General features: G+C 63.9%; 27 protein-coding genes. 18 read left to right on the top strand and 9 right to left on the bottom strand.

Annotated features, from left to right (window positions below; all coding sequences use genetic code 11):
• Positions 1 to 37 precede the first annotated feature (37 nt).
• Positions 38 to 1,255, top strand: a complete 1,218-nt coding sequence (locus FGD77_RS20405; RefSeq protein WP_255013307.1) for an alanine--glyoxylate aminotransferase family protein — start codon at positions 38 to 40, stop codon at positions 1,253 to 1,255.
• Here FGD77_RS20405 and FGD77_RS20400 read toward each other — a convergent pair.
• Genes FGD77_RS20400 through smpB form a run of 5 tightly spaced genes read right to left on the bottom strand, consistent with a single transcriptional unit; the run spans position 1,252 to position 5,221 of the window.
• Positions 1,252 to 2,352: a pyridoxal phosphate-dependent aminotransferase gene (locus FGD77_RS20400; protein WP_255013305.1), complete on the bottom strand. Its 1,101-nt coding sequence runs from the start codon at positions 2,350 to 2,352 to the stop codon at positions 1,252 to 1,254. The genes FGD77_RS20405 and FGD77_RS20400 overlap by 4 nt on opposite strands.
• A gap of 40 nt (positions 2,353 to 2,392) precedes the next feature.
• The gene (locus tag FGD77_RS20395) at positions 2,393 to 3,577 is read right to left on the bottom strand and encodes an amino acid aminotransferase (protein WP_255013301.1); all 1,185 of its coding nucleotides are present in this window, start codon (positions 3,575 to 3,577) and stop codon (positions 2,393 to 2,395) included.
• Position 3,578: 1 nt separating this feature from the next.
• Positions 3,579 to 4,436: a 3-mercaptopyruvate sulfurtransferase gene (sseA, locus tag FGD77_RS20390; RefSeq protein WP_255013299.1), complete on the bottom strand. Its 858-nt coding sequence runs from the start codon at positions 4,434 to 4,436 to the stop codon at positions 3,579 to 3,581.
• Between the two features lie 60 nt (positions 4,437 to 4,496).
• The gene (locus tag FGD77_RS20385) at positions 4,497 to 4,745 is read right to left on the bottom strand and encodes a hypothetical protein (protein WP_255013297.1); all 249 of its coding nucleotides are present in this window, start codon (positions 4,743 to 4,745) and stop codon (positions 4,497 to 4,499) included.
• Positions 4,745 to 5,221, bottom strand: coding sequence for an SsrA-binding protein SmpB (gene smpB / locus FGD77_RS20380; protein ID WP_255013294.1), 477 nt, complete (start codon positions 5,219 to 5,221; stop codon positions 4,745 to 4,747). Before smpB ends, FGD77_RS20385 begins: the two co-directional genes overlap by 1 nt.
• A gap of 241 nt (positions 5,222 to 5,462) precedes the next feature.
• On the opposite strand from smpB, the gene rpsD reads away from it, so the two are divergent.
• From rpsD to FGD77_RS20360, 4 genes are all read left to right on the top strand, one after another.
• A complete protein-coding gene (rpsD, locus tag FGD77_RS20375) occupies positions 5,463 to 6,083 on the top strand; it encodes a 30S ribosomal protein S4 (protein ID WP_255013292.1) in 621 nt (206 codons plus the stop codon).
• A 129-nt stretch (positions 6,084 to 6,212) separates the two neighbouring features.
• Positions 6,213 to 7,298, top strand: coding sequence for a histidinol-phosphate transaminase (gene hisC, locus FGD77_RS20370; protein WP_255013290.1), 1,086 nt, complete (start codon positions 6,213 to 6,215; stop codon positions 7,296 to 7,298).
• Positions 7,295 to 8,218, top strand: coding sequence for a prephenate/arogenate dehydrogenase family protein (locus FGD77_RS20365; RefSeq protein ID WP_255013288.1), 924 nt, complete (start codon positions 7,295 to 7,297; stop codon positions 8,216 to 8,218). Before hisC ends, FGD77_RS20365 begins: the two co-directional genes overlap by 4 nt.
• Complete coding sequence (locus FGD77_RS20360) at positions 8,215 to 9,120, top strand: extensin family protein (protein ID WP_255013286.1); 906 nt, start codon at positions 8,215 to 8,217, stop codon at positions 9,118 to 9,120. Before FGD77_RS20365 ends, FGD77_RS20360 begins: the two co-directional genes overlap by 4 nt.
• Before the next feature lies 1 nt (position 9,121).
• On the opposite strand, the gene FGD77_RS20355 is transcribed toward FGD77_RS20360, so the two are convergent.
• On the bottom strand, positions 9,122 to 10,138 hold the full coding sequence (locus tag FGD77_RS20355; RefSeq protein ID WP_255013284.1) for a DUF2125 domain-containing protein: 1,017 nt from the start codon (positions 10,136 to 10,138) through the stop codon (positions 9,122 to 9,124).
• Positions 10,139 to 10,204: 66 nt separating this feature from the next.
• Here FGD77_RS20355 and FGD77_RS20350 point away from each other — a divergent pair, with 66 nt between their 5' ends.
• The 3 genes from FGD77_RS20350 to FGD77_RS20340 all read left to right on the top strand — a co-directional run bounded on the left by FGD77_RS20350 (position 10,205) and on the right by FGD77_RS20340 (position 13,783).
• A complete protein-coding gene (locus FGD77_RS20350) occupies positions 10,205 to 10,735 on the top strand; it encodes a gamma-glutamylcyclotransferase (RefSeq protein WP_255013282.1) in 531 nt (176 codons plus the stop codon).
• A 66-nt stretch (positions 10,736 to 10,801) separates the two neighbouring features.
• Positions 10,802 to 12,019: a biopolymer transporter ExbB gene (locus FGD77_RS20345; RefSeq protein WP_255013280.1), complete on the top strand. Its 1,218-nt coding sequence runs from the start codon at positions 10,802 to 10,804 to the stop codon at positions 12,017 to 12,019.
• A gap of 3 nt (positions 12,020 to 12,022) precedes the next feature.
• Entirely contained in the window at positions 12,023 to 13,783 is a 1,761-nt protein-coding gene (locus FGD77_RS20340; RefSeq protein WP_255013278.1) for a peptidoglycan -binding protein, read from the top strand.
• 181 nt (positions 13,784 to 13,964) lie between these two features.
• On the opposite strand, the gene clpA is transcribed toward FGD77_RS20340, so the two are convergent.
• Together clpA and gloB are read right to left on the bottom strand one after the other, a co-directional pair.
• Positions 13,965 to 16,289 carry an ATP-dependent Clp protease ATP-binding subunit ClpA gene (gene clpA, locus FGD77_RS20335; RefSeq protein ID WP_255013276.1) on the bottom strand — a complete coding sequence of 775 codons (2,325 nt, stop codon included), beginning with the start codon at positions 16,287 to 16,289 and terminating at the stop codon, positions 13,965 to 13,967.
• 153 nt (positions 16,290 to 16,442) lie between these two features.
• Positions 16,443 to 17,210 carry a hydroxyacylglutathione hydrolase gene (gene gloB, locus FGD77_RS20330; protein ID WP_255013274.1) on the bottom strand — a complete coding sequence of 256 codons (768 nt, stop codon included), beginning with the start codon at positions 17,208 to 17,210 and terminating at the stop codon, positions 16,443 to 16,445.
• A 97-nt stretch (positions 17,211 to 17,307) separates the two neighbouring features.
• On the opposite strand from gloB, the gene FGD77_RS20325 reads away from it, so the two are divergent.
• From FGD77_RS20325 to FGD77_RS20290, 8 genes are all read left to right on the top strand, one after another.
• Positions 17,308 to 18,054, top strand: coding sequence for a class I SAM-dependent methyltransferase (locus FGD77_RS20325; RefSeq protein WP_255013271.1), 747 nt, complete (start codon positions 17,308 to 17,310; stop codon positions 18,052 to 18,054).
• A gap of 336 nt (positions 18,055 to 18,390) precedes the next feature.
• Complete coding sequence (locus FGD77_RS20320) at positions 18,391 to 18,951, top strand: F0F1 ATP synthase subunit delta (protein ID WP_255013269.1); 561 nt, start codon at positions 18,391 to 18,393, stop codon at positions 18,949 to 18,951.
• A complete protein-coding gene (gene atpA, locus FGD77_RS20315; protein ID WP_255013267.1) occupies positions 18,952 to 20,490 on the top strand; it encodes a F0F1 ATP synthase subunit alpha in 1,539 nt (512 codons plus the stop codon).
• Position 20,491: 1 nt separating this feature from the next.
• Positions 20,492 to 20,893 carry a hypothetical protein gene (locus FGD77_RS20310; protein ID WP_255013265.1) on the top strand — a complete coding sequence of 134 codons (402 nt, stop codon included), beginning with the start codon at positions 20,492 to 20,494 and terminating at the stop codon, positions 20,891 to 20,893.
• The gene (locus tag FGD77_RS20305) at positions 20,894 to 21,775 is read left to right on the top strand and encodes a F0F1 ATP synthase subunit gamma (protein ID WP_255013263.1); all 882 of its coding nucleotides are present in this window, start codon (positions 20,894 to 20,896) and stop codon (positions 21,773 to 21,775) included.
• A 20-nt stretch (positions 21,776 to 21,795) separates the two neighbouring features.
• Complete coding sequence (gene atpD / locus FGD77_RS20300) at positions 21,796 to 23,220, top strand: F0F1 ATP synthase subunit beta (RefSeq protein WP_255013261.1); 1,425 nt, start codon at positions 21,796 to 21,798, stop codon at positions 23,218 to 23,220.
• Between the two features lie 57 nt (positions 23,221 to 23,277).
• Positions 23,278 to 23,703, top strand: coding sequence for a F0F1 ATP synthase subunit epsilon (locus tag FGD77_RS20295; RefSeq protein ID WP_255013259.1), 426 nt, complete (start codon positions 23,278 to 23,280; stop codon positions 23,701 to 23,703).
• 120 nt (positions 23,704 to 23,823) lie between these two features.
• The gene (locus tag FGD77_RS20290) at positions 23,824 to 24,174 is read left to right on the top strand and encodes an H-type lectin domain-containing protein (protein WP_255013257.1); all 351 of its coding nucleotides are present in this window, start codon (positions 23,824 to 23,826) and stop codon (positions 24,172 to 24,174) included.
• A 61-nt stretch (positions 24,175 to 24,235) separates the two neighbouring features.
• Here FGD77_RS20290 and FGD77_RS20285 read toward each other — a convergent pair whose 3' ends face one another.
• Positions 24,236 to 25,252, bottom strand: a complete 1,017-nt coding sequence (locus FGD77_RS20285) for a ribose-phosphate pyrophosphokinase (RefSeq protein ID WP_255013255.1) — start codon at positions 25,250 to 25,252, stop codon at positions 24,236 to 24,238.
• 108 nt (positions 25,253 to 25,360) lie between these two features.
• Between FGD77_RS20285 and FGD77_RS20280 the strand changes: the two genes are divergently transcribed.
• Both FGD77_RS20280 and FGD77_RS20275 read left to right on the top strand, forming a co-directional pair.
• A complete protein-coding gene (locus FGD77_RS20280) occupies positions 25,361 to 25,606 on the top strand; it encodes a hypothetical protein (RefSeq protein ID WP_255013253.1) in 246 nt (81 codons plus the stop codon).
• Position 25,607: 1 nt separating this feature from the next.
• Positions 25,608 to 26,432, top strand: coding sequence for an alpha/beta fold hydrolase (locus FGD77_RS20275; RefSeq protein ID WP_255013250.1), 825 nt, complete (start codon positions 25,608 to 25,610; stop codon positions 26,430 to 26,432).
• Positions 26,433 to 26,455 lie beyond the last annotated feature (23 nt).

Here is a 26,455-nt window from a genome sequence, read left to right as displayed (position 1 = left end):
GGTAAATGTGCGGCATCAAGGCCGAAGGGAGACGGTGATGAGCGGACCGAAGCAACGCGGAGCGCTGGCAGGCGGGCGCAGCTATCTGGCAATTCCCGGCCCCTCGGTCGTGCCCGACCGGGTGCTGAACGCGATGCATTGCGCATCGCCGAACATCTATGCCGGCGCGCTGGTCGAGATGGCGGATACGCTGCTGCCGGATCTGAAGCGCGTCGCGCGTACCGAGCATCACGCCGCCATTTATATCTCCAACGGCCATGGCGCGTGGGAGGCGGCCTTTGCCAATACGCTGACGCCGGGGGACGGAGTGCTGGCGCTGATCACCGGAAGCTTCGGGCATGGCTGGGCCGACATGGCGGCGCAGCTGGGCGCCGATGTGGCCAAGATGGATTTCGGCCGCGCGGCCCCGATCGACCCTGCCCGCGTCGAAGAGGTTCTGCGCGCTGACACCGAACGCCAGATCAAGGTGGTCGTGGCCACCCATGTCGACACGTCCAGTTCGGCACTCAGCGATGTGGCGGCGGTACGCGCCGCGATGGATGCGGCGGGGCATCCGGCGCTGCTCATGGCCGATTGCATTGCCTCGTTTGGGTGCGACAGGTTCGAAATGGACGCCTGGGGCGTCGATGTTGCCGTTACCGCCAGCCAGAAGGGGCTGATGATGCCGCCGGGCCTCGGCTTTGTGTTCTTCAGCGAAAAGGCGGCCGAGGCGCGGCGCAGGTTGACCCGTGTCAGCCCCTATTGGGATTGGACGCTGCGCGCCGCGCCCGACCAGTTCTATCAGTATTTCTTTGGCACGGCGCCGACTCAGCACCTTTATGGTCTGCGCGCCGCTCTGGACATGATCCGCGAGGAGGGGATCGAGGCTGTGTGGGCGCGCCATGACCGGCTGGCCCGCGCGATCTGGGCCGCCTGCGAGGTGTGGGCGCAATGCGGCGCGCTGGGGCTGAACATTGGCGATCCGGCGCATCGCAGCCGCGCCGTCACGGCGCTGTCGCTGCCCGCCCCGCGCGCCAGCGATCTGCGTGCGTGGCTGGAGCGTGAGGCCGGCGTGACACTGGGCATCGGTCTGGGCATGGCCGAGCCGGACGATCCGGCGTGGCACGGTTTTTTCCGCATCGGCCATATGGGCCATGTCAACGCGCATATGGTGCTGGGCGTGCTGAGCAGTATCGAGGCGGGGCTGATCGCGCTGGATATCCGACACGGATCGGGGGCGCTGGGCGCGGCGGCCGAGGTGATCGCGCGCGGTTAGCCGCGCGCGTCTGCCAGCGCGCCGGGCAGGGCGGCGGCGAACAGCGCCAGATCATCCGGCGTGCCACAGCTGACCCGAATGCAGCGGTTTTGCGGCGTGGCAAAGGGCATCCGTACAAAGATATCGCGCCGCGCCAGCCCTTCCAGCACGGCGCGGGCGAAATCGCCGTCGCTACCGCAATCGATGCTGACGAAATTGGTGGCCGAGGGGATGGAGATCAGCCCGTTCTCGGCCGCGATGCGGGCGATCGTGCCCCGTGCGGCGGCGACCTGCGCCTGAACATGCGCCAGCCAGCCGGTGTCCTCCACAGCCGCCAGCGCCCCGGCCTGCGCTGCCCGGTTCATGCCGAAATGATTGCGGATCTTCTCGAATTCCGCGATCAGATTTGCCGCTCCCATGGCATAGCCGACGCGCGCGCCGGCCATGCCATACGCCTTGGAAAACGTGCGCATGCGGATGACGCGCGGATCGCCCGCATCAATCGGCGCGGCGGCGGGGGCAAATTCGACGTAGGCCTCATCTAGGATCAGAAGCGCGCCCTTTGGCAGTTTGTCCAGCGCCTCCGACATCGCCTCGCCGTCATGCCACGTGCCCATCGGGTTGTCGGGGTTGGCTAGGTAGACCAGTTTCGCGCCCACCTCAGCCGCGCGGGCCATCAGGGCGGCGGGGTCCTCAAAATCATCCCGATAGGGCACCTTGTGCAGCGTGCCGCCATAGCCGATGACGTGGTAGTTGAACGTCGGATAGGCACCGTCGGACGTGACGACCGCATCGCCTGGCGCGATCATCAGGCGCACCAGATAGCCCAGCAGCCCGTCGATGCCTTCGCCAACGACGATATTCTCCGGCGCAACGCCATTCTGCGCGGCCAGTGCGCGGCGCAATTCAAAGCTGGTCGAATCGGCGTATTTCCAGATCTCGGCTGTGGCCGCCTCCATCGCGGCAATGGCGCGGGGCGATGGGCCAAAGACGCTCTCGTTCGCGCCAAGGCGGGCGGCGAAAGGTGCGCCGCGCGTGCGCTCCATCGTTTCCGGCCCGACAAAGGGGATTGCTGCGGGCAGGGACTGGATAAGCGGGGTGGAGCGAGTATCTGACATGGGCGCCAACTAACGCGATGGCGCGCGCGGGTGCAAGGCGTCAGATCCCGACATCCACCAGCGCACGGGCCAGCGGCGCCACGGTGTCTGCATGCAGCCCCGCGATGTTGATGCGCCCGTCCGGTGCCATGTAGATCGCGTGATCATCGCGCAGCCGGTCCACTTGGCCTGGCGTAACGCCAAGGCGCGAGAACATGCCGCGATGGCCCGTTAGATAGGCGAAACGGTCCGATCCGGTTGCCGCCTCCAGCGCCCGCGCCAGCAGGGCGCGCAAAGATGTCATGCGGGTGCGCATCGCCTCCAGTTCGGCCTGCCAGTCGGCGCGCAAGGTGTCATCGTTCAGCACCATCGTGACCAGCCGCGCGCCGTGATCTGGCGGAAAGGAATAGCATTGTCGGTTCAGATGCGTCAGCGCGCCTTGGGCGCGATCGCGCAGAGTGCCGTCTTGCATGACCGCCATAAGGATGCCCGTCCGCTCGCGGTAGATGCCGAAATTCTTGGAACAACTGGCGGCGATCAGAACCACCGGGCAGCTTTGCGCAATGGCGCGCGCGGCAGCTGCATCCGCCTCCAGCCCATCGCCGAGCCCCTGATAGGCCAGATCGATCATCGGCACGGCGCCGCGCGCGTTCATGATCTGGGCCAACGCGCGCCAGCCCTCGATATCGGGGTCGGCGCCTGTCGGGTTGTGGCAGCACCCATGCAAGAGCACCACGTCGCCCGCCCGCAACTGCGCCAGATCGACCAGCATCCCTTGGACATCGACGGCATGCGTCGCCGGGTCGACATAGCGGAACGGGACTGCTTCGATGCCCAGATGGGTTAGAATGCTCAGATGGTTGGCCCATGTCGGATCGGTGACGAAAACGCGCGCGCCGGGCCGTGCCATGCGCAGCAGCTCGAACCCCTGCCGCACCGCCCCGGTGCCGCCGGGCGTTGCGATGGCCGCCACGCGTCCTGCGGGAAATCCTTCGCCCAGCACCAGCCGCTGCATCGCGTCCAGAAATGCGGGATCACCCGCCAGCGCAACGTAGGTCTTGCTGTTCTCAGCCTGCCACAACTGGTTCTCGGCCTCTTTGACGCTGCGCATGATCGGGGTCGCGCCAGCGGCGTCCTTGTAGACGCCGACGCCCAGATCAATCTTGTGCGCGCGGGTGTCGCCAGCCAACTGCGCCATCAACCGAAGGATCGGGTCAGCGGCCTGCGACGCCAGCAGGTGCAGCATGTCAGGCGTCGCCGGTCGCAACCGGAACTGTCGGAAAGGCACCCCATTCTGCCCACGATCCGTCATAGAGCGCATGATCCATCACACCGATCCGCTCCAGCGCGAGGTTGATGATCGCCGCCGTGGTGCCCGACCCGCAGGTGGTGATGACAGGCTTTGACAGGTCCGCCCCGGCGCGGTCAAAGACGGCGCGCAGGTCTGCGGCGTCCTTCATGGTGCCATCCGCGTTCAGCAGATCGGCATAGGGCACGCTGCGCGATCCGGGGATATGCCCCTTGCGCAGCCCCTCGCGGGGTTCGGGCGCGTCGCCGCGGAACCGCTCGGCTGCGCGCGCATCCAGAATGGTGTGGTCGCCCAGCTTGGACGCGGCGGCGACCTGCGTGACGTCCTTGACCATCTGGTTCTGGCGCCGCACCGTCATATGTCGGTCGCGCACGATGGGGGCCATGTCCTCGACCGGGTGGCCCTCGGCCAGCCACTTGGGCAGCCCGCCATCCAGCACGGCGATGTGGCGCTGGCCCATGAGGCGGAACAGCCACCAGACACGCGCGGCGGAAAACAGCCCATGCGCGTCATAGACCACCACCTGATGCCCGTCACCGACACCCATGGCGCGCAGCCGCGACATGAACTTTTCCGTCGTCGGCGCCATGTGCGGCAAATCCGAGCGGCTATCGCTGATGTCGTCGATGTCGAAGAACCGTGCGCCGGGAATGTGCGCGGCCTCGTATTCGCCATGCGCATCGCGCCCTGCGCCCGGCAGGAACATCGTTGCATCAAGTATCCGCAGATCGGGATCCTTGAGATGCGCGGCCAGCCACGCGGTCGAGACCAGAATTCCCGGATCGTCCTCAGCCATGATATACCCTCGTTTTACCCGCATCCTGCCTACAACCGGCCTGCAGTCAAGGCAAGCGTGTCACCTGCCCAGACGCCGGCGCGCCAGCCCGCCGACCGCAACCAGTGCCGCGCCCATCGCGCCGCCCGCCACCGCATGCACCAGAACCAGCGGCCCGGCCTTCAGGCCCGGCCCGATCAGCGTCAGCAGATACCACGCAGACCCGCCCGCGACGATCCCCAGCCCGGTTGCCAGAACCCGCCCAAGGGGCCGCGCGCCCAATGCAACGCTGCCGACGGCGCCGCAAAACATGGCGGCCAGCAGCTCCATCAACGATGGTCCTTCAGCAGGCGCTGCTTCTGACGGCCCCAGTCGCGCTTGGCTTCACTCTCGCGCTTGTCGTGATTCTTCTTGCCCTTGGCGATACCGATCTTCAGCTTGGCCAGCCCGCGATGATTGAAATACATCACCAGCGGCACCAGGGTCATACCCTTGCGCTGTGTGTCGGACCACAGCCGCGCCATTTCGCGCCGGGATACCAGCAGCTTGCGCCGCCGTTTTTCCTCGTGGCCAAAGGTCTTGGCCTGCTTGTAGGGCGCGATATAGCTGTTCACCAGAAACAGCTCGCCATCCTCGACGCTTGCATAACTCTCGGCAATGTTGGCGCCACCTTCGCGCAGCGACTTCACCTCGGACCCCTCAAGGATGACACCGCATTCGATATCGTCCTCGATCGCGTAATCATACCGCGCGCGCCGGTTTTCGGCGATCACCTTGTAATTCTTGTTCTCATCGGTCTTTGCCATGCAGGCGATCTAATCATGCCCTGCGCCCAAGTCCAGCCAAAGGCGCGCGGTTCGTCTTTTCTTCTTGCCTGAAATATCCCCGCCGGAGGCCCTGAATCTCTTTTGGCGCAGCGCCCGTTGACTCTGCCCCGATCCTGGATATAAGCGCGGCTTCATTGGTGTTGGTGGCCCCCGCAAGGGGATGCCTGTCGGGATTTTCCAAAGGACAACGCCCTTCGCAACGTAAAGAAGGAGATCAGCCGTGACAAAACGCACGTCTGCCAAGTACAAACTCGACCGCCGCATGGGCGAAAATATCTGGGGCCGCCCCAAATCCCCCGTCAATCGTCGTGAATATGGCCCCGGTCAGCACGGCCAGCGCCGCAAGGCGAAGATTTCCGATTTCGGCCTTCAGCTGCGCGCCAAGCAAAAGCTCAAGGGCTATTACGGCGACCTGACCGAAAAGCAGTTCAAGCGCGTCTACATCGAGGCCGCCCGCGTCAAGGGTGACACCGGCGAGAACCTGATCGGCCTGCTCGAGCGTCGTCTGGACGCCGTTGTCTACCGTGCAAAGTTCGTCCCGACCGTTTTTGCCGCGCGCCAGTTTGTCAACCACGGCCACGTCATGGTGAACGGCAAGCGCGTCAACATCCCCTCCTACCGCGTGAAAGAGGGTGACGTGATCGAGGTCCGCGACCAGTCCAAGCAGATGGCCGTCCTTCTCGAGGCCACTCAACTGGCCGAGCGTGACGTGCCTGACTACATCGACGCCGATCACTCGAAAATGAAGGCGACCTTCGTACGCACGCCGGGCCTGACGGATGTGCCCTACGCGGTGGTGATGGAACCCAACCTCGTGATCGAATTTTACGCGCAGAACTAAAGCACCGCTTTTTCTGCACATTTGCCACAGCGCAGGGGTCGCGCCGGGAAACCGGGGCGGCCCTTTTTATTGGTGCTGGTCAAGGTGCGGCACGGTGGCTAAAACGTCCCTGTTCGATGGGGGGGACACATGAGCAACATCACGCCGCAGCCAGGAATTATGGACATCACGCTTTATCAGGGCGGGGTGGCGCATCTGCCGGGCATCGCCAACGCGGTCAAGCTCAGCTCGAACGAAAACCCCTTTGGCCCCAGCGACGCCGCCAAGGAGGCGTTTCGCAAGGCGTCCTACCACCTGCACCGCTACCCGTCCTCGGACCACGGCGAACTGCGCACCGCCATCGGCGAAGTGCATGGGCTGGACCCCGAGCGTATCCTGTGCGGTTCGGGCAGCGACGAGATCATTTCGTTCCTGTGCCAAGCCTATGCCGGACCGGGCGATGAGGTAATTCATACCGAACACGGCTTTGGCATGTACCGGATCAGCACGCTGGCCAACGGCGCCACTCCCGTCGAGGTGCCCGAGCGCGAGCGCGTTACGGATGTCGATGCGATCCTCGCCGCCTGCACGGATGCGACGAAGCTGGTGTTCATTGCCAACCCCAACAATCCCACCGGCACGATGATCGGTGAGGGCGAGGTTGCCCGTCTTGCCGCCGGTCTGCCCGATCATGTCCTGCTGGTTCTGGATGGTGCCTATGCGGAATATGTCGACGGCTACGATGGCGGCGCCTCGTTGGTCGAGGCGCGCCAGAACGTCGTGATGACGCGCACCTTTTCCAAGCTCTATGGCCTTGGCGGGCTGCGCATCGGCTGGGCCTATTGCCCCGCTCACGTCATCGCGGTGCTGGAGCGGGTGCGCGGGCCGTTCAACCTGTCGACAGCAGCGCTGGCCGCTGCCGAGGCCGCCGTGCGCGACACCGCCTGGGCCGGGAAATGCCGGGCCGACAACACCCGCTGGCGTGCTTGGCTGGCCGAGGCGCTGGGCGAACATGGCGTGCCGTCCGACACCTCGCTGGGTAATTTCATCCTGGCCCGTTTCGCCAATCAGGCCGAGGCCGAGGCCTGTGACGAGCATCTGAAATCCGAAGGGCTGATCGTGCGCCGCGTCGCCGGGTACAACCTGCCCAATTGCCTGCGCATCACCGTCGGGGACGAGGCCAGCTGCCGCCGTGTGGCCCATGCGGTGGGGCAATTCATGGCCACCGCGCGATGAGTGTGATCTATGACCGCATCGCGCTGATCGGCCTTGGGCTGATCGCCGGGTCCATGTCGCTGGCGATCCGCCGCGCGGGCCTTGCGGGCGAGGTGGTCGGCTATGCCCGCTCAGCCCAGACGCGCGCGACTGCGCGCGAGATCGGGCTGTGTGACCGGATCGAGGAGAGCGCCGCCGCCGCCGTTGAGGGCGCCGATCTGATCGTTCTGTGCGTCCCGGTCGGCGTCATGGGCGATGTTGCCGCCGAAATCGCCCCCTACCTCAAGCGCGGCGCCACGGTCAGCGATGTCGGCTCGGTCAAGCGGTCGGTGATCGACGCTGTCGCGCCGCATCTGCCCGAGGGGGTCCATTTTGTCCCGGCGCATCCCCTTGCCGGCACCGAACATTCCGGTCCGCGCGCGGGCTATGCCGAGCTGTTCGACAATCGCTGGTGCCTGATCGTGCCGCAGGAGGGCGCAGACCGCACCGCCGTGGACCGGCTCGAGGCGCTTTGGAGGGGCATCGGCGCGCAGACCGATGAGATGGACGCCGATCACCATGATCTGGTGCTGGCCGTGACCAGCCACACGCCGCACCTCATCGCCTATACGATGGTCGGCGTCGCCGATGATCTGCGCCGCGTGACCGATAGCGAAGTCATCAAGTATTCCGCCGCCGGTTTCCGCGACTTCACCCGGATTGCCGCCAGCGATCCGACAATGTGGCGCGACGTGTTCCTGAACAACCGCGAGGCGACGCTGGAGATTCTGGGCCGCTTCACCGAGGAGTTGTTTGCGCTGCAACGTGCGATCCGCACCGGTGACGGCGACCATCTGCACGATTATTTCACCCGCACCCGCGCCATCCGGCGCGGCATCATCGAGGCAGGGCAGGACACCGACGCGCCTGATTTCGGCCGGACCCGGACGCGGGGCGGATGAGGCGGGCCGCGCCCTTGGTGGCGCTGCTCGTCGCCTCGGGCGCCGTATTTGCCGACGCGCCTGATACGTCCCTGCGTCCCATTGTCCGGCCTGCGATACTGGAGACGGAACAGCCGCAACCGGTAGCGCCTGCCCGCGCGCTGTATACGCCCACCCGACCCGTGGCGCGCCCTGCGGATCTGACCCAGATCACGGTCCGCAGCCCGGCGCCGGTTCAGGCACCCGCCCCGGCGCGCCAGACGGGCGAGGGGGCCGGGCAGCACCGCCCCCGGATTCAGCAGCCCTCTGCGCGGGGCGGGCTGATGGCCTCCTTGCGCCCGTTGCTGCGCCCCTTGGGCATTGGCCGCAAGGCGCAGGAGCGAAAGAGAAAACTCGCGCGCGGCGCCGTCTGCGGTGACATGGCCATTCAGGGCGAGGAGGTCGGGCACGTGCCGGGCCGGATCTCGGGCTGCGGTATCGACAACGCGGTCAAGATACGCAGCATCGGCGGCGTGGCCCTCAGCCAGCACGCCCTCATGGATTGCCAGACCGCCCGCACGATCAAGGCCTGGATGCAACAGGGCATGGCGCCTGCGGTCGGTGGGTATGGCGGCGGCGTCGCCCAATTGCGCGTGGCGGCACATTACTCTTGCCGCACGCGTAACAACCGAAAGGGCGCCAAGATTTCCGAGCATGGCAAGGGGCACGCGATAGACATCGCCGCGTTTCAGTTGCGCGATGGGCGGACGATTTCGGTGCTGAATGATTGGGGCAGCGGTAAAAAGGGTCGTATGCTGAGGAAAATGCACCGCTCGGCCTGTGGGCCGTTCGGCACGGTGCTGGGCCCCGAGTCCGACAGGTTTCACCGCGATCATTTCCATTTTGATACCGCGCGCTATCGCAAAGGCAGTTATTGCCGCTGATTTAACGCAGGCGCAGAATGGGCGCTGGGCCGATCGGCAGCGGACCGATCCAGATGCGCCCGCCGGCAAGCCGCAATGGCACCTCCAGCGATTTCGGGTCTTGACCCATGTTGGACATGACCGACAGCGCCCGTTCGGTTGTATCTGCCATGTCGGGTGTCAGCGCCCCCGCTCGCGTCGCCGCGTCCAGCATCTGACGCCAGTTGCGCGCGGTGAGTGTCAGCGTTCCGTCCGGCCGCCCCCCCAGATCCACAGCCAGCACGCCCGACGCGGCAAGGGTCATGGCGCCCCAGCGGATCTGGGCGTTCTTGATGGTGATGCGTGTGGGCTGGGGGCGCGCCTCTTCCAGTGCGCTGCGGTCCCACGGCACGTCGAAATCCACCGTGGCATCGGTCATGACCGTATCGATCACGCGTGGCAGGGCGCCCGCCGTATCGATTTGCGCCATGATTGGAGCAGGCAGGGCCACGCCGTCGGCCGCCAACCCCAGATGATAGCGTGCATGACCGGTCCCGATGGCGTCCTCGGTCCGCTCGCCTGCCAGGCGTAGGGTTGCAGCTGACAGCGCGCCGCTGCCATCATCGGGCGTCAGGGCGATACCCTTGGCCGTCAGCGTGATGCGCTGGGGTGCGAGTGCCGTGCTGGGGGCAAGCACCAGTGAGGCGCGCATGTCCTGATTGTTCAGCGCGTAACTGTGCAAGGGCGTGCGCAACTGCTGTTCCTTCGGCCACACGGCGATGAGGTGGTTCGGCGTATAGCTGAGCGTCAGCACCTGAAAAAACGGCGCCTGCCAACCCAGCCCCGATGTCGGATCGGCAAGTTCCAGTTCCGTGAGCGTCGTGTCGAACCGGTTGGGAAACCCCTGCACGGACAGGTCGCCATACTCTGCCACCCATCCTTCGGCCCGGCGCGCATCGAACCATTCGGCCAGTCCCGACCGCATCGCAGCCGACCCGATAAACCAGTATCCGGCCCACGCTGCCGCCAGTGTGATGACGATTGCCAGCAATATCCGCATGATCAACCCCTTTCGCGCCCTCGTCCAATCGTGTTTATAGATCTAAATGGCAAGAGGGACTTGGCAATGACGATGTGGGTTTTCGGCTATGGATCGCTGGTATGGAACCCCGGCTTTGATGTGGCGTATCAGCAGATCGCGACATTGCCCGATTATGCGCGCAGCTTTTGCATGCGCTCGATCCACCATCGCGGAACCATCGAGGCGCCGGGGCTGGTGCTGGCACTGGACGAGAGCCACGGCGCCCAATGCCAGGGCGTCGCGATGGCCGTGGCCGAGGGGCAGGAAGACGAGACGCTGGAATATCTGCGCGCGCGCGAGCTGATTTCGTCGGCCTATCTGGAACGCATGCTGGATATCCGGCTGGCTGATGGCCGCAAGGTCGAGGCGGTGACGTATGTCATCGACGCTCATCACGTCCAGTATTGCGGCGCACTTCCGCTGGAGGAGCAGGCCCGCATCATCGCCCATGCGGTGGGCGACAGGGGCGCAAATACCGAATATTTGTTCAATACTGCCGCGCATCTGACCGATCTGGGCATCAGCGACGTCGACCTTGAGTGGCTGGCCGCCCGGGTACGGGGGCTTTGCGCTTAACGGCTTGGCCCCGCGCGGTGATCCGCGTAGGGTGCGGCGAAACGAAACAGTGTCGGGAGCGTCCAGATGGACCAGCCGGACCGCGAGGTCGAGCCGCAATTTTCCCAGCCGTGGCGCCAGGTCGTCATCATGTTCCTGGTGCTGGGGTTGGCTGGCCTTGGCGCGTTCATGGCGTTGCCCCGCGTGCTGCCAGTGTTCGAGGCGAACCCGTATCTGAACGGTTTCATCTTTTTCGTGTTCCTGATCGGCGTGGTCGCGTGTTTCTGGCAGGTGTTTCAACTGGTCGGATCAGCCCGCTGGCTTGAAGGGTTCGCCAGCGACGCAAAGGGGCACGAGCTGTCGACGCCGCCCCTGCTGCTGGCCCCCTTGGCGACGCTGCTGCGTCAGCGCAGCAAGCGGATGCAAATCTCGCAATCGTCGGCCCGCTCGATGCAGGACATGGTCGCGCAGCGCATCGACGAGGCGCGCGAGATCACGCGCTATATTGTCAACGTCCTTATTTTCCTGGGCCTTCTGGGGACATTCTATGGCCTTGCCACGACCGTTCCCGCGCTGGTCGAGACGATCAGGGGCCTTGCCCCGCAAGAGGGCGAAGGCGGGGTCGAGGTGTTCACCCGGCTGATGACCGGTCTTCAGTCGCAGCTGGGCGGGATGGGCGTCGCCTTTGCCTCGTCCCTGCTGGGCCTTGCCGGATCGCTGATCGTCGGCCTGCTGGAACTGTTTGCAAGCCATGGCCAGAACCGGTTCTACCGCGAGCTTGAGGAGTGGATGACGACCATCACGCGCGTCGGTTTCGCTGGCGCCGAAGAGGGCAGCCCCGAGCAGGCGCTGCTGACCGGCATTGTCGACCAGATGAGCGAGCAGATGGAATCGCTCCAGCAGATGCTGACGCAATCGGACATCAGCCGCACGGCGGCGGATGAGCAGATGGCGGTGCTTGCGGGCGCGGTTGATCGGCTGGCGCGCGGTATGGATGACGATGGCAGCACAGCCGCCGCGCTGGGCCGCGTTGCCGAGGGCCAAGAGCGGCTGATCGATGTGCTCGAGGCGCGCGAAGTGCCCAAGGAGACCGGGCTGGATGCCGAAAGCCGTATGCGCCTGCGGTCCATCGACGTGCAAATGCTGCGTATTCTGGAGGAAATCAGTGCCGGACGGCAAGAAAGCATGTCCGAACTGCGCACCGATCTGGCCGGGCTGAAACAGGCGCTGTATGCCGCCCGCGCGCCCCAGCGCAGCTACCGCGTCACCGGTACAGCCAGCCAGCCGCCGGAGCAGGAGGGCTAGACCATGGCCCTGTCGCGCCGCACCGGGCACCGCTTTCAGGCCTCGATCTGGCCGGGTTTCGTGGACGCGATGACCGGGCTATTGCTGGTGCTGATGTTCGTTCTGACGATCTTTATGGTCGTCCAGTTCGCCCTGCGCGAGACGATCACCGGGCAGGCGAGCGAACTGGATTCGCTATCGTCCGAGATCGCGGCGCTGTCTCAGGCGTTGGGGCTGGAGCAGGACCGCAGCGCCACCTTGCAGGAGCGGGTCGGCGCGCTGACCACCACCCTGACGGATGCCCGCCAGCGCCAGGAAGAACAGGCGGCGCGGATCGCATCGCTGGCCGTCAGGGATGAGGCGTCTCAGGCCCGCATCGCGGACTTCGAGCAGCAGGTTGCCGGTCTTTTGGCCGCGCAGGACACCGCGCAGGGACGCATCGGAGAGCTGGAGGGCGCGCGCGACAGCCTGATGTCGGAAAAAGAGGCTCTGCAACTGCTCCTTGCCGATCTGCGCAACGAGGTCGATGCCGAGGCCGAAGCGGCCCGACTGGCCGCCGCGCAACGCGACGCGCTGGAGGCATTGGTCGCCGATCTGCGCAGCAAGGCAGGCGATGCAGAGGCCGCGCTAAGCGATCTTCAGGCAGAGCTGAGCGACGAGGAGGCCTCCCGCCTTGCGCAGGCCGCTGCCGCCGAGGCGCTGCGCGAGCGGCTGAAGAATTCGCAGACCGAACTGACCGCGATGACCGTCGCGCTGGAAGAACAGCGCCGCCGTGCCGAAGAGACGCTGACCCTTCTGGCCGCTGCGCGCGACGCTGGCGCCGATCTTGAGGCCCGGCTGGCCGAAGCGCTGGCCGCCCGCACCGCGCGCGGTGAGGAGGTCGCAGCGCTGGAGGCGGAGCTGGCCGCGCTCAAGGCCGATCAACAGCTGTCGATAGAGGAGGTTCGCGCCCGGCTGGCCACCGCCCTTGCGGCACAGCGGGAGGCCGAGACTGCCGCCGACGCGCAAATGAGTACCGCCGAGGAGCGCGCCGTCCTTCTGAGCGAGGCGCGAAAAAACCTGTCTGATCAGAAGGCCCAGACCGAAGAGGCGCAGCGTGCGCGCGAACTGCTCAATCAGCAGGTCGCGGCGCTGCGCGATCAGTTGGGCCAACTACAGGCGCTGCTGGACGAATCACAGGAACGCGAGGCGGCCAGCGATGTGCGCGTCGAGGCACTGGGGCAGGATCTGAACGCCGCGCTTGCCCGTGTCGCCGCCGAGGAAAAGCGCCGTCGGCAAGCCGAAGAAGAGAAAAACAAACTGCTTGAGGCCGAAAAGCAGGATCTGGAAAAATATCGCTCGGACTTCTTCGGGCGCTTGCGCGACGTGCTGGGCAATCAAGACGGCGTGCGGATCGAAGGCGACCGCTTTGTCTTTTCGTCCGAGGTTCTGTTCGCGCCGGGGCAGGCGACCCTGTCGAATCCGGGCAAGAACGAGATCGCGAAAGTGGCCGAAATCCTGCGCAAGGTCGTGGACGACATACCCGAGGAGATCGAGTGGGTCATCCGCGTGGACGGCCACACCGACGACGTGCCGATCATCGGCACCGCCGGGTTTGCCGATAACTGGGAACTCAGCCAAGCGCGGGCATTGTCAGTTGTACGCTACATGATTGATTTTCTGGGCCTGCCACCGGACCGTCTGGCGGCCAACGGGTTTGGGCAATACCAGCCCATAGCACCCGGCAGCAGCCCCGCCGCCCGCGCGCAAAACCGCCGGATAGAGCTGAAATTTACCGAGAAATAGCACTGGATTTTTTGCCGGAAGCCAAGAAAATTCTGTGAATATTCGGCGCCCGGGGCGGACGGCACTTGGTCATGATGGGCTCGGTTTTGGTATCGCGCGCCGCCCCGCAGCACATCGGCCTGCTCAGGTGCGGCGCCGGTCACAAGGACCAGCGCCGCAAGAGATCAACATCGTGCCTTACTCAGTCGGCAGTCAGAAGCGGCGGCTTCTTACCGCTCAGGCGTGGCGTGTCGGGGCCGCTGACCTGCAGGTCGATCTTGCCATCCTTGATCGCCACCTTGACCACGCCGCCCTTGGCCAGCTTGCCAAAGAGCAGCTCTTCGGCGAGCGGCTTCTTGATGTATTCCTGAATGACGCGGGCCAAGGGGCGGGCCCCCATCTTGTCGTCATAGCCCTTGTCGGCCAGCCATTCGGCGGCGGGCGGTGTCAGTTCGATCGTGACGTTGCGGTCCATCAGCTGCGCTTCAAGTTGCAGGACGAACTTTTCGACCACCTGCATGATCACTTCCTTGGGTAACGTGTCAAAGGAGATGACGGCATCCAGACGGTTGCGGAATTCGGGCGTGAACGTGCGTTCGATCGCGGCCGTATCCTCGCCCTCGCGGCGGTCGCGGCCAAAGCCGATGGCAGATTTCGCCAGCTCCGATGCACCCGCGTTCGAGGTCATGATCAGCACCACGTTGCGAAAATCGACGGACCGGCCGTTGTGATCGGTCAGCGTGCCGTGGTCCATCACCTGAAGCAGGATGTTGAACACGTCCGGATGCGCCTTTTCGATCTCGTCCAGCAGCAGCACGCAATGCGGGTGCTGGTCGACACCGTCGGTCAGCATTCCGCCCTGATCGAAGCCGACATAGCCCGGAGGCGCACCGATCAGGCGTGAAACGGCGTGTTTCTCCATGTATTCGGACATGTCGAAGCGGATCAGTTCGACCCCCAATGTGTGGGCCAACTGTTTGGCGACCTCGGTCTTGCCCACGCCGGTGGGGCCGGCGAACAGATAGTTGCCGATCGGCTTTTCCGGCTCGCGCAAACCCGCGCGGGCAAGTTTGATGGCCGAGCTGAGCGCGGTGATCGCGGCGTCCTGACCGAACACTACCCGCTTGAGCGATGCCTCCAGATCACGCAGCACGGTGGCATCATCCTTGGACACGTTTTTCGGCGGGATGCGGGCAATCTTGGCGACGACCGCCTCGATTTCCTTGACGCCGATGTTTTTGCGGCGCTTGGAGGCGATAATCAGGTGCTGCGCCGCGCCGGCCTCGTCAATCACGTCGATGGCCTTGTCGGGCAGTTTGCGGTCGTTGATATAGCGCGCAGCCAGATCGACGGCGGTCTTGATCGCGTCGTTGGTGTATTTGACGCTGTGATGTTCCTCGAAATAGGGCTTGAGGCCCTTGAGGATCTTGATCGAATCCTCGACCGACGGCTCGGCCACGTCGATCTTCTGGAACCGGCGGGCCAGCGCGCGGTCCTTTTCGAAATGCTGGCGGAACTCCTTGTAGGTGGTGGAGCCCATGCAGCGCAGCTTGCCGCCCTGAAGCGCGGGCTTCAGCAGGTTGGACGCGTCCATCGCGCCGCCCGATGTGGCGCCGGCGCCGATAATGGTGTGAATTTCGTCGATGAAAAGCACCGCATCAGGGTGATTTTCCAACTCGGTCATCACGGCCTTCAGCCGTTCTTCGAAATCGCCGCGATAGCGGGTGCCGGCCAGAAGCGCGCCCATGTCGAGCGAATAGATGGTCGTTTTCGACAGTATCTCGGGGGTTTCGCCTTTGACGATCTTGTAGGCCAGCCCTTCGGCGATGGCGGTTTTGCCGACGCCGGGATCGCCCACCAGAAGCGGATTGTTCTTGCGGCGGCGGCACAGCACCTGAATGCAACGCTCGACCTCATCGTTGCGACCGATCAGCGGATCGACATCGCCGGTGCGGGATTTCTCGTTCAGGTCGACGCAATATTTTGCCAATGCAGATTCGCCCGGCTCGACGGCGCCCGGCTCTTGGGCGCGGTGCGTGCTTTCATCATCGGCGCCCTGCACCGGGCGCGGCTCGCCAAAGGCGGCATCCTTGGCCACGCCATGGGCAATGAAATTGACCGCGTCATAGCGCGTCATGTCTTGTTCCTGCAGGAAGTACGCGGCGTTGCTTTCGCGTTCGGCAAAGATGGCGACCAGCACGTTGGCGCCGGTCACTTCGGTGCGACCCGAGGATTGCACATGGATCGCGGCGCGCTGGATCACGCGCTGGAACGCGGCGGTCGGGACCGCCTCGGAGCCTTCGATTTCGGTAACGAGGTTGGACAGTTCGTCGTCGATGAACTCGACGAGCGTGCCGCGCAGATCCTCGGTGTCGACACTGCATGCCTTTAGCACGCGGTGCGCGTCGGGTTCATCCACCAGTGCGAGCAGGAGATGCTCGAGCGTTGCGAATTCATGCTGCCGCGCGTTAGCCAGCGCCAATGCGGCGTGAATTGCCTGTTCCAGTGTTGTCGAGAATGAAGGCACGTTCGTGCTCCTTCTTGTCTGGTGTCGCGGTCAGCGGCCAGTGTGGCCTGATACCCTTAAAGTTTGGTCGATATATCCACAGCTTCAAGGTTTTTCTCGCAAGACGGTCCCAATTTTCCGTGTTCGGGCGCCTGTGCATCGGGGGCTGAGAGGTCAAAAATGGTCTTTGCGCTTGCGGATTTCGGCAAAGACGGCGGCGTCGGAGGCGTCCTGCAATCCCAGACGCGCCCGGATGGCGGGATCTGAGGCGCGCAGAAAAGGGTTGGTGGCCAATTCCTCGGCCATGGTGGAGGGGATGGTGGCGCGACCTTGATCGCGGGCCGCGCTGATTGCGTCTGATCGAGATATAAGCGCGGAATTGCCGGGATCAACGGTCAATGCGAATTTCGCGTTGGCCATGGTATATTCGTGGCCCGAATAAATCATGGTTTCGGGTGGCATCTCCATCAGCTTGCTCAGCGATTGCCACATTTGGTCAGGGGTGCCCTCGAACAGGCGCCCGCATCCAAGCGCCATCAGGCTGTCGGCGGTGAAAACGGCGTGGCTGGTCGGGAAATGCACGGCGATGTGGCCGATGGTATGGCCGGGTACGTCGATGACATGGCCGGTCTGATCGCCGATCTGGAGGGTGTCGCCTTCGGCCACTGCGCTGTCGAGGCTTGGCAGGCGGTGCGCGTCGGCAGCCGCACCGATGACGGTGGCGGGATGCGCGGCCAGCAGATCGCCGAGGCCCTGAACATGGTCCGCATGGTGATGCGTCAGCAGAACATGGCTGAGCGTCCAGCCCTTTTGCGTCAGCGCCCGCAGGATCGGTCCCGCCTCGGGCACATCGACGCACAGCGTTGCGCCGCTGCCCGCGTCATGCGCAAGAAAGGCGTAATTATCCGACAGGCACGGGATCGTCAGGATTTCGAATGGCATTTCAAGCCTCCGGTAGGTTCGGGATCGGCGCTTGGGTGTTTGCGCGCCGTCCCTTCTAAGCTAGGGTCCAGCCTGACGGATCAGGGGCGCCACTGCAATGCATGTTGATGTGCAGGAATTACGGAATTTTTATTACCGCAGCACGCTGGGCCGTGCGGTGCAGAAAACCGTGCGCGCCGAGATCGCCCGCGTCTGGCCCGAGGCCAAGGGGCAGACCGTCGTCGGCTTTGGCTTTGCGGTGCCTTTTCTGCGGCCTTACCTGACCGATGCGCGGCGGGTCATCGCGCTGATGCCTGGACCGCAGGGAGTGATGGCCTGGCCACAGCATATGCCCAATATTTCCGTCCTGTGCGAGGAAACGCTGTGGCCCATCGAGACGGGCCATGTCGACAAATTGCTGGTCATGCACGGGCTGGAAGCCAGCGAGCGACCTGCCGATCTGCTGAATGAATGTTGGCGCGCGCTGGGGCCGGGGGGGTCGGCGCTGTTCGTGGTGCCCAACCGGGCCGGGCTGTGGTCGCGCAGCGACCGCACCCCGTTCGGATCGGGGCGGCCCTATAGCCAGACCCAGCTGGAGACGCTGCTGAAATCGCACAGCTTCCTGCCCGAGCGGCACATGACCACGCTGTATCAACCGCCCAGCCCCCTTCGTTTCTGGCGCAAGACCGCCGGAATGTGGGAACGGCTGGGCGGCAACCTGTCGGTGATCGTGTCGGGCGGCGTGCTGATGGTCGAGGCCACCAAACGCGTGCAGGCCCCGCGCGGCCCCGGCCTGCGCGCCAGCGTGCGCAAGCCACTTGAGGCGCTCAGCCCCCGCCCCAAGCCGGTGGCGGGACGGGCGTGAACGATTCACCTGTTATATGTCGTAGGCCGCCCGAAATCCGGGATAGCCAAGGTTAGCGCAAACATCTGTGACCTGCCGTGCTGTCAGAATCGTTGCCGGATCAGTGCCTTTGTTAATTTTTTGACCAAAAAAACCGCCACAATGCGTTGTGACTAAGGCATGGCATTGAAAAATATACGCTTTCCATGCCGCGCGCCTGTGCCATAGCAACTTGCGAGGTGGGCAATGCTCTGCTAAACCCACGCCGGATTACACTGATAAGAGTATGTATGCTCGCCATCGCCCCTCAGACGTGCCCACGTCTGTCGCAGGGGCCTAATTGTCGAAAGGGTGGACGTGTCCGAACCAGCTTCGATTTCCTCGGGTATCGCCGAACGCTATGCGACCGCGATCTTCGAGATAGCCCAAGATAGCAAACACCTGCCCAAGCTGGAGACCGGTGTTGACGCCCTGGCCGAAGCGCTGAACGTCAGCAGTGACCTGCGCGGCGTTATCTCCAGCCCGGTTATCAGCCGGGACGAGCAGGGCAAAGCCATTGCCGCAGTCGCGAAACACCTCAAGCTGACGCCGGAATTGTCGCGCGGCCTGAGCCTGATGGCGCAAAAACGTCGTCTGTTCGCGCTGCCGCAGCTGATTGCACAGCTGCGCGCCAAGATCGCCGATGAAAAGGGCGAAGTGCAGGCCGATGTCACCAGCGCCAAGGCGTTGACCAAGACGCAGGCCGACAAGCTGGCCAAGACGCTGAAGGCCAACATTGGCAAGGACGTCAAGATTCACGCGACCGTTGACGAGAGCCTTGTTGGCGGTCTTATCGTAAAGGTGGGCTCGAAGATGATCGATACGTCGATCCGCTCCAAGCTTGCATCGCTCCAGAATTCAATGAAAGAGGTCGGATAAATGGGTATCCAAGCGGCAGAGATTTCTGCAATCCTGAAGGACCAGATCAAGAATTTCGGCCAAGAGGTCGAAGTGGCCGAAATCGGCCAGGTTCTGTCCGTCGGTGACGGGATCGCGCGCGTTCACGGTCTGGACAATGTGCAGGCCGGCGAGCTGGTCGAATTCCCCGGTGGGATCATGGGCATGGCCTTGAACCTCGAGGCCGACAACGTCGGTATCGTGATCTTCGGCTCCGACCGTGATATTAAAGAAGGCGACACCGTCAAGCGCACCAAGTCCATCGTGGACGTGCCGATCGGTGACGCGCTTCTGGGCCGCGTTGTTGACGGCCTTGGCAACCCGCTGGACGGCAAAGGCCCCATCGAGGCCACAGAGCGCGGCATCGCCGACGTCAAGGCGCCGGGCATCATCCCGCGCAAATCGGTTCACGAGCCGATGGCGACCGGCATGAAGGCCGTCGACAGCATGATCCCGATCGGTCGTGGCCAGCGCGAGCTGATCATCGGCGACCGTCAGACCGGCAAGACCGCCATCGCGCTGGACACGATGCTGAACCAGAAGTCGATCAACGACGCTGCAGGCGACGATGAAAGCAAGAAGCTGTATTGCGTCTATGTCGCCATCGGTCAGAAGCGGTCGACCGTTGCCCAGCTGGTGAAAAAGCTCGAAGAGACCGGCGCCATGGCATATTCCATCGTCGTGGCCGCGACCGCATCGGACCCCGCGCCGATGCAGTTCCTCGCCCCCTATTCCGCAACCGCGATGGCCGAGCATTTCCGCGACAATGGCCGTCACGCGCTGATCGTCTATGATGACCTGTCCAAGCAGGCCGTGGCCTACCGCCAGATGTCCCTGCTGCTGCGCCGTCCGCCCGGACGCGAAGCCTATCCCGGCGACGTGTTCTACCTGCACTCTCGTTTGCTGGAGCGGTCCGCCAAACTGAACGAGGATAACGGGTCCGGTTCGCTGACAGCCCTGCCGATCATCGAAACCCAGGGCGGCGACGTTTCGGCGTTTATTCCGACCAACGTGATTTCGATCACCGACGGCCAGATCTTTCTGGAAACCGAGCTGTTCTATCAGGGCATCCGCCCCGCCGTGAACACCGGTCTGTCGGTCTCGCGTGTGGGCTCCTCGGCCCAGACCAATGCGATGAAATCCGTCGCCGGCCCGGTCAAGCTGGAACTGGCGCAGTACCGCGAAATGGCGGCGTTTGCGCAGTTCGGTTCCGATCTGGATGCCGCCACCCAGCAGCTGCTGAACCGTGGTGCGCGCCTGACCGAGCTGATGAAGCAGCCGCAGTATTCGCCGTTGACCAACGCCGAAATCGTCTGCGTCATCTACGCCGGCACCAAAGGGTACCTGGACAAGATCGCGGTCAAGGATGTCGGCCGTTTCGAGGCTGGCCTGCTCAAGCATCTGCGTGGCAAGCACGCGGACCTGCTGGACATGATCACCAAGGAAGACCCGAAAATCAAAGGGGAAGCCGAGAACAAGATCAAGGCCGCACTGGACGAATTCGCGCAGGACTTCGCCTGATATGCTGCGATGCGCTTCCATAGGTGCAGGGGCTGCGGCGTTCCTTCTGGACGCCGGGTTTGCACATGCGCAGTCGAGTCGTGAAGAGATTATCAAGGCAGCCGCTGTGAAATCTGTGGCTCTTTACGATGAGATGGCGGCGTGTATGGATACTGCGGAATTTCGCGAGGTCGGGTTTGCCCCGGAGGGACCATGCACGGAAATGACAAGTCGCATTTTCGAGCTTGAAGCCTACGACGGTTACCTTCTGGAGGCTGGATACCCTTGTGTTGCCGGCTTCTTTGGCCGGATCTACGCAGAAAACTTCGATGGCTATGGCGGGACCGGGAAAGCACCGTTCGGGACAATCGATCCGGAGTGGGCTGGCAAGTTCGAAGACTGCCGCCAAATGTTGGAGAACTAGATGCCAAACCTAAAGGACCTGAAAAACAGGATCGCGTCGGTCAAATCGACCCGCAAGATCACCAAGGCCATGCAGATGGTCGCCGCGGCGAAACTTCGCCGCGCGCAGGAGGCTGCCGAGGCGGCGCGTCCCTATACCGAGCGTTTCAACGCCGTTATGGGGCGCCTCGCGGCATCGGTTGGCAAATCCGAAGGTGCGCCGCGTCTGCTGCGTGGGACGGGTCAGGAGCAGACCCATCTGCTGATCGTAATGACGTCCGAACGTGGCCTTTGCGGCGGTTTCAACGCCAACATCGCCAAGCTGGCGAAACAGCGCGCGACCAAGCTGGTGGGCGAGGGCAAGACCGTCAAGATCATCACGGTCGGCAAGAAGGGCCGCGATTCCATGCGCCGTGAGTACGGCCAGTATTTCGTGGATCACGTCGATTTTTCTGACGTCAAGCGGATCGGCTATGCCGACGCGCAAGGCGTGGCGACACAGGTTCTGAACCGCTTTGACGCGGGCGAATTCGACGTGGCGACGATCTTTTACGCCACGTTCGAAAACGTCGTCACCCAGATCCCGACAGCCCAGCAGATCATCCCGGCCGATTTCGACGCGCCCAGCGACGAGGGCACCGGCGCCGAAACGCTCTATGACTACGAGCCGGACGAAACGGCGATCTTGGCCGACCTGCTGCCGCGCGGCGTGGCCACGGCGATCTTTGCCGCATTGCTGGAAAACGGGGCGTCCGAACAGGGCGCGCGCATGTCCGCGATGGACAACGCCACCCGCAACGCTGGCGAGATGATCGACAAGCTGACCATTCAGTATAACCGCTCGCGTCAGGCTGTGATCACGAACGAGCTGATTGAAATCATTTCGGGCGCGGAAGCGCTCTAGAAACGAGACGGAGACAATACATGGCAAATGCAAAAGGCAAAATCACTCAGGTGATCGGCGCCGTGGTTGACGTTCAGTTCGGCGACCATCTGCCGCAAATTCTGAACGCCCTGACCACCGAAAACAACGGCAAGCGTCTGGTTCTCGAGGTTGCGCAGCACCTCGGTGAGAACACCGTGCGCACCATCGCGATGGACGCGACCGAAGGCCTCGTGCGCGGTCAGGAAGTGACCGACACCGATGGCCCGATCACGGTGCCGGTCGGCAACTCCACGCTGGGCCGCATCCTGAACGTCGTGGGCGAACCCGTGGACGAGGGCGGCCCCGTGTCGCGCGACGACGAGCGTTCGATCCATGCCGACGCGCCCCCCTTCGCCGATCAGTCGACCGAGTCGATCGTTCTGGTGACGGGCATCAAGGTCGTCGACCTGCTGGCGCCCTACGCCAAGGGCGGCAAGATCGGCCTCTTCGGCGGTGCCGGCGTGGGCAAGACGGTTCTGATCATGGAACTGATCAACAACATCGCCAAGGTTCACTCGGGCTTCTCGGTTTTCGCCGGTGTGGGCGAGCGGACGCGTGAAGGCAACGACCTTTACCACGAGATGATCGAATCGGGCGTTATCGTCCCCGACAACCTTCAGGATTCCAAGGTGGCGCTGGTCTACGGCCAGATGAACGAGCCTCCGGGTGCGCGTATGCGCGTCGCTCTGACCGGCCTGACACTGGCCGAGCAGTTCCGCGACCAGTCGGGCACGGACGTTCTGTTCTTTGTCGACAACATCTTCCGCTTTACGCAGGCCGGTTCCGAAGTGTCCGCCCTTCTGGGCCGCATCCCTTCGGCTGTGGGCTACCAGCCGACGCTGGCCACCGACATGGGCCAGATGCAAGAGCGGATTACGTCGACAAACAAAGGGTCCATCACCTCCGTGCAGGCCGTCTACGTGCCTGCGGACGACCTGACCGACCCTGCGCCTGCGACGTCGTTCGCGCACCTTGACGCCACGACCGTTCTGTCGCGTGCGATCTCCGAGCTGGGCATCTACCCGGCGGTTGACCCGCTTGATTCGACATCGCGCCTGATGGACCCCTCCGTCGTCGGCGAGGAGCATTATCAGGTTGCGCGTGACGTGCAGGGTATCCTTCAGCGCTACAAGTCGCTTCAGGATATCATCGCGATCCTGGGCATGGACGAACTGTCTGAAGAGGACAAGCTGACCGTGGCACGCGCCCGGAAAATCCAGCGCTTCCTGTCGCAGCCCTTCGACGTGGCCAAGGTGTTCACCGGCTCGGACGGTGTTCAGGTGCCGCTGGAGGAGACGATTTCGTCCTTCAAGGCCGTTGTCGCGGGTGAGTATGACCACCTGCCCGAAGGCGCCTTCTACATGGTTGGCGGCATCGAGGACGTGAAGGCCAAGGCCGAGCGTATGGCCTCCGACGCCGCATAATGCATCTGCCGGACCGCGCCTGTGGTCCGGCACCCCGCCTAATGAAGGAGGCCACCAATGGCTGACACAGTGCAATTCGATCTGGTATCGCCCGAGCGCCTTCTGACATCCGTTCAGGCGCGCGAAGTGCAGATTCCGGGCGCCGAGGGCGATCTGACGGCGATGGCCGGCCATACGCCGCTCATCACCACGCTGCGCCCGGGCATCGTGCGCGTCACTTCGGACAAGGGCGAAGATGAATACGCCGTCACCGGCGGCTTTGCCGAGATCAACGCCGACGGCGTTTCGGTGCTGGCCGAGCAGGCGATCCATCGCACGGACCTGACGCAAGAACACTTCAAGAAGCTGGTCGCGGACGCGACCGAGCGTCTGGCGCGCGCGCAGGAAACATTCAAGAACGAGCCCGGCCCGGTCGATGATGCGGCCAAGCTGCTGGCCGACATGGTTGCGATGGGTGATCATATCGGCCTCAGCGGCTACTGATCTGCGCCGCAGATCGAAGACCCGGACAGGGGCCTGCATTTTGCAGGCCCTATTCTTTGGTGGCTTCACATATTTGCGAAGATGTGGATTATGCTGGTTTTGCGGTAATGATTGAGCGACATGAAAAAACTGGACACCGGGCTAATCGGGATCGATCAGGGCGAAGCGGTCCTGTTTTCGGAGCATGAAAGCGGCGGCACCATGTGGACCGGTGAGGGGGAGCGTACGCGCCGACACCCGGTCCGCTTTGCCGAGCGGTATCGCGCGCCGCCTGTCGTGCATTGCGCCCTATCGATGTGGGATATCGACAACCGCACCAATGCGCGCGTCGAGGTGAGCGCCGAGCGTATCACCGAAACCGGATTCGAAGTGGTCTTCCGTACCTGGGCCGATACCCGCATTGCCCGTGCGCGCGCCCGCTGGATGGCGATCGGCGAGGTTTATCATGCCGATGGTTGGGATCTGTACTGACCCCCGCCCTCCGGGCACCGTTACACGGCCCCCGACGGGTTAATGCTGCTACCAAATTGGCCTAGTTGCCGAACTGGCCCTCGTAGACCGGCTCGAGCGTCGGCGTATCGAACAGCGAGGACACGCTGGTGCCGTTCCAGATGTTCAGGATCGCCTGCGCGAATACCGGCGCGGTCGGGATGATGCGGATGTTCGGCGTGGCCTTCACTGCCTCGGTCGGGGCGATGGTGTCGGTGATGACCATGGATTTCAGCACGGAATTGGTCACACGCTCGACCGCCGGGCCGGACATGACGCCATGGGTGGTGTAGGCATGCACCTCGGACGCGCCATTTTCTACCAGTACCTCGGCCGCCTTGCACAGCGTGCCGGCGGTGTCGCACATGTCGTCGACGATGATGCATTTCTTGCCGGTCACGTCACCGATGATGGTCATTTCAGCCACTTCACCGGCCTTTTCGCGCCGCTTGTCGACGATGGCGAGCGGGGCGTTGATCCGCTTGGCCAGTTCGCGTGCGCGCGCCACGCCGCCGACGTCGGGGGATACGATCATCACGTCGTCCAGGCTGCCCTTGAACTGCTTCATGATGTCCAGCGCAAAGACCGGCGATGCGTAGAGGTTGTCGACCGGAATGTCGAAGAACCCCTGGATCTGCGCCGCGTGCAGGTCCATCGTCAGAACCCGCTCGATGCCCGCCTCGACCAGCATGTTGGCCACCAGCTTGGCCGAAATGGGCGTGCGCGCCTTGGAGCGGCGATCCTGCCGTGCGTAACCGAAATAGGGGATGACTGCGGTGATGCGCGCGGCCGAGGACCGGCGCAGCGCGTCCGACATGATCAGCAGCTCCATCAGGTTGTCGTTAGCCGGGTTCGACGTGGGCTGGATGACAAACATATCCTCGCCGCGCACGTTCTCGAACACTTCGACGAATATCTCGCCATCGTTGAACCGCTCGACCCGCGCATCGACGAGGCCCAGATTGACGCCCCGGTGCATCGACATGCGCCGCGCGATGGCAGTGGCCAGCGACATGTTGGCGTTGCCCGAGATGAGTTTCGGCTCAGATGTGGATGACATGGCTTTGGGTCCCTCGGGTGGCCGCATGAGCGGATTCGTTGCGTTGACACCGCTTAGCACGCGCGTAGGGTCGGGCAAAGCAGCAGGCACCCGAAGGATACGCAAAACATGGCTCAGGTTGATTATTTTTTCTCGGTGCTGTCGTCCTGCGCCTGTCGGGACGGCGTCGGGTTCGATCGCGGCCCTGCCGATCGCGGTTTGTTGCATGGGGTCGAAACCTATGGCGCCGATAGCCGAGCGGCAGCGCAGCGCGGCGTCAGAGGCATGCCCGGCTATCTGGCCGGTGATGGCGCGCCAGTCCGGGGGCGGGACCGGCTTGCCTATCCGGACCGTCATCGGGCGGGCCTCGCCTGACATGCCGCGCACTGAAAGGGGCGGCTTTCCAACCTGGTGGACGGTTTTTGGACAGGGACCGCGCCCCGCGCTGCTGATCCATTGCAGTCTTGCCGATTCGGGCGTCTGGCGCGGTATGGCGCCATCGCTGTCGGGTGCGCTGAGCATGACGGCCTTTGATATGCCGGGTCATGGGCGCAGCGCCGATTGGGATGCACGCGGCGAAATGAGTACGGTTTGCGCCGGAATGGCCGCCGATTTCGCTGCCGATTTGGCCCAAGATTGCGGCCCGGTCAACGTGATCGGACACAGCTTTGGCGGGGTGGTCGCGTTGCGGCTGGCGGTGGAGCGGCCCGACCTTGTCCGCTCACTGGTGATGATCGAGCCGGTTTTTTTCGCCGCAGGGCTGCGCACGCAGCCGGATGCCTGCGAAGAACATCTGGCCGAGCAGCGGGCATTCGTGGCGGCGATGGCGGCGGGCGATTTGGCCAAGGCGGCGCGCAATTTCATTGGCCAGTGGGGCGGCGGGCGTCCGTGGGACAGCTTCAGCGCCGAGGCGCAAGCGCGCATCGCGCAGCAGATGCCGCTGATCGCGGCGGTGGGGCCCGCGTTATACGACGACGTGGCAGGGCTGTTGGAGCCGGGCGTGCTGGAGGCGGTCGACATCCCTGTGCTGCTGCTGGAAGGCAGTGAGGCACCGCAGATTATCCCCGCGATCAATGCGGCGCTGGCCGCCCGGTTTCCACGCGCCCGGCGCGGTGTGATCGATGGAGCAGGGCATATGTCGGTCGCGACGCATCCGGGTCAGCTGAGCGCCGAAGTGCTGCGATTTCTGGCAGAGGTCTGAACCGGGAGTGGCTCTCCCCGGCT

It is taken from the genome of Roseovarius sp. M141 (assembly GCF_024355225.1).
Classification (GTDB): Bacteria; Pseudomonadota; Alphaproteobacteria; order Rhodobacterales; family Rhodobacteraceae; genus Roseovarius.
This window is presented reverse-complemented; position numbering and strand designations above follow the sequence as displayed.

What these genes read in the sequence shown, in the direction of transcription:
- FGD77_RS20405 (WP_255013307.1), top strand. Translation starts at nt 38, where the DNA reads ATGAGCGGACCGAAGCAACGCGGAGCGCTGGCAGGCGGGCGCAGCTAT.
- FGD77_RS20400 (WP_255013305.1), bottom strand. Translation starts at nt 2,352, where the DNA reads ATGTCAGATACTCGCTCCACCCCGCTTATCCAGTCCCTGCCCGCAGCA.
- FGD77_RS20395 (WP_255013301.1), bottom strand. Translation starts at nt 3,577, where the DNA reads ATGCTGCACCTGCTGGCGTCGCAGGCCGCTGACCCGATCCTTCGGTTG.
- sseA (WP_255013299.1), bottom strand. Translation starts at nt 4,436, where the DNA reads ATGGCTGAGGACGATCCGGGAATTCTGGTCTCGACCGCGTGGCTGGCC.
- FGD77_RS20385 (WP_255013297.1), bottom strand. Translation starts at nt 4,745, where the DNA reads ATGGAGCTGCTGGCCGCCATGTTTTGCGGCGCCGTCGGCAGCGTTGCA.
- smpB (WP_255013294.1), bottom strand. Translation starts at nt 5,221, where the DNA reads ATGGCAAAGACCGATGAGAACAAGAATTACAAGGTGATCGCCGAAAAC.
- hisC (WP_255013290.1), top strand. Translation starts at nt 6,213, where the DNA reads ATGAGCAACATCACGCCGCAGCCAGGAATTATGGACATCACGCTTTAT.
- FGD77_RS20365 (WP_255013288.1), top strand. Translation starts at nt 7,295, where the DNA reads ATGAGTGTGATCTATGACCGCATCGCGCTGATCGGCCTTGGGCTGATC.
- FGD77_RS20360 (WP_255013286.1), top strand. Translation starts at nt 8,215, where the DNA reads ATGAGGCGGGCCGCGCCCTTGGTGGCGCTGCTCGTCGCCTCGGGCGCC.
- FGD77_RS20355 (WP_255013284.1), bottom strand. Translation starts at nt 10,138, where the DNA reads ATGCGGATATTGCTGGCAATCGTCATCACACTGGCGGCAGCGTGGGCC.
- FGD77_RS20350 (WP_255013282.1), top strand. Translation starts at nt 10,205, where the DNA reads ATGACGATGTGGGTTTTCGGCTATGGATCGCTGGTATGGAACCCCGGC.
- FGD77_RS20345 (WP_255013280.1), top strand. Translation starts at nt 10,802, where the DNA reads ATGGACCAGCCGGACCGCGAGGTCGAGCCGCAATTTTCCCAGCCGTGG.
- FGD77_RS20340 (WP_255013278.1), top strand. Translation starts at nt 12,023, where the DNA reads ATGGCCCTGTCGCGCCGCACCGGGCACCGCTTTCAGGCCTCGATCTGG.
- gloB (WP_255013274.1), bottom strand. Translation starts at nt 17,210, where the DNA reads ATGCCATTCGAAATCCTGACGATCCCGTGCCTGTCGGATAATTACGCC.
- FGD77_RS20325 (WP_255013271.1), top strand. Translation starts at nt 17,308, where the DNA reads ATGCATGTTGATGTGCAGGAATTACGGAATTTTTATTACCGCAGCACG.
- atpA (WP_255013267.1), top strand. Translation starts at nt 18,952, where the DNA reads ATGGGTATCCAAGCGGCAGAGATTTCTGCAATCCTGAAGGACCAGATC.
- FGD77_RS20310 (WP_255013265.1), top strand. Translation starts at nt 20,492, where the DNA reads ATGCTGCGATGCGCTTCCATAGGTGCAGGGGCTGCGGCGTTCCTTCTG.
- FGD77_RS20305 (WP_255013263.1), top strand. Translation starts at nt 20,894, where the DNA reads ATGCCAAACCTAAAGGACCTGAAAAACAGGATCGCGTCGGTCAAATCG.
- atpD (WP_255013261.1), top strand. Translation starts at nt 21,796, where the DNA reads ATGGCAAATGCAAAAGGCAAAATCACTCAGGTGATCGGCGCCGTGGTT.
- FGD77_RS20295 (WP_255013259.1), top strand. Translation starts at nt 23,278, where the DNA reads ATGGCTGACACAGTGCAATTCGATCTGGTATCGCCCGAGCGCCTTCTG.
- FGD77_RS20290 (WP_255013257.1), top strand. Translation starts at nt 23,824, where the DNA reads ATGAAAAAACTGGACACCGGGCTAATCGGGATCGATCAGGGCGAAGCG.
- FGD77_RS20285 (WP_255013255.1), bottom strand. Translation starts at nt 25,252, where the DNA reads ATGTCATCCACATCTGAGCCGAAACTCATCTCGGGCAACGCCAACATG.
- FGD77_RS20280 (WP_255013253.1), top strand. Translation starts at nt 25,361, where the DNA reads ATGGCTCAGGTTGATTATTTTTTCTCGGTGCTGTCGTCCTGCGCCTGT.
- FGD77_RS20275 (WP_255013250.1), top strand. Translation starts at nt 25,608, where the DNA reads ATGCCGCGCACTGAAAGGGGCGGCTTTCCAACCTGGTGGACGGTTTTT.